At 38.2% G+C, this 633-nt stretch carries 1 protein-coding gene and 1 tRNA gene; one reads left to right on the top strand and one right to left on the bottom strand.

What is annotated here, in order from left to right:
* On the bottom strand, window positions 1-251 hold a 251-nt coding region (locus HT714_RS08765; RefSeq protein WP_173227065.1), incomplete at its 3' end, for a helix-turn-helix domain-containing protein.
* A gap of 201 nt (window positions 252-452) precedes the next feature.
* Between HT714_RS08765 and HT714_RS08760 the strand changes: the two genes are divergently transcribed.
* Window positions 453-524 (top strand) — tRNA-Glu (locus tag HT714_RS08760).
* Window positions 525-633: the final 109 nt, after the last annotated feature.

Here is a 633-nt window from a genome sequence, read left to right as displayed (position 1 = left end):
ATCTTCTTATAGCCACAATTTTGTCTTTTTTTAGGGCAGCCGTTACAGACAAAGGTAGCTTTGTCTAGTAAAGGACAAGGAAGGTTATGGTCTGTAGACTCTCGGACTTGTCTGTTTCGTTTGACCTCTTTGGAAACAGTAGTTGGGTCTTTTAGAATGGATTGTCCAATAGCTTTGAATGTTTCACCGCGCTCTAAACCTAATTGGATATCATTACGGTCGGAAAGGGTAAGATGTTTATGTTTTGTCATAGTAGACCTCATTTCTAACTCAAACGTCTCACACTTAATTCCACCATAAAAATCCGTTTTAGACTAATTTCCACTTTGGTCAGGCGAGTGGAAGTTACTTTGAGAAGTTACCGTCATGCAAAAAAGTAAAAAAAGTTTAAAAAAGTAGTTGACAAGTCAGAAAAAGCCTGTATAATAGTAAGAGTTGAAAATAACAACTCTGGTCCGTTGGTCAAGGGGTTAAGACACCGCCTTTTCACGGCGGTAACACGGGTTCGAATCCCGTACGGACTATGGTATGTTGCAGTTGAAACACTTGATGAAAAAAGTTTTAAAAAAATTTCAAAAAAGTGTTGACAAGCGAAAGCGACTGTGATATACTAATATAGTTGTCGCTTGAGAG

Origin of the sequence: Streptococcus sp. 3705 (genome assembly GCF_013277145.1) — a bacterium.
Lineage (GTDB): Bacteria > Bacillota > Bacilli > Lactobacillales > Streptococcaceae > Streptococcus.
This window is presented reverse-complemented; position numbering and strand designations above follow the sequence as displayed.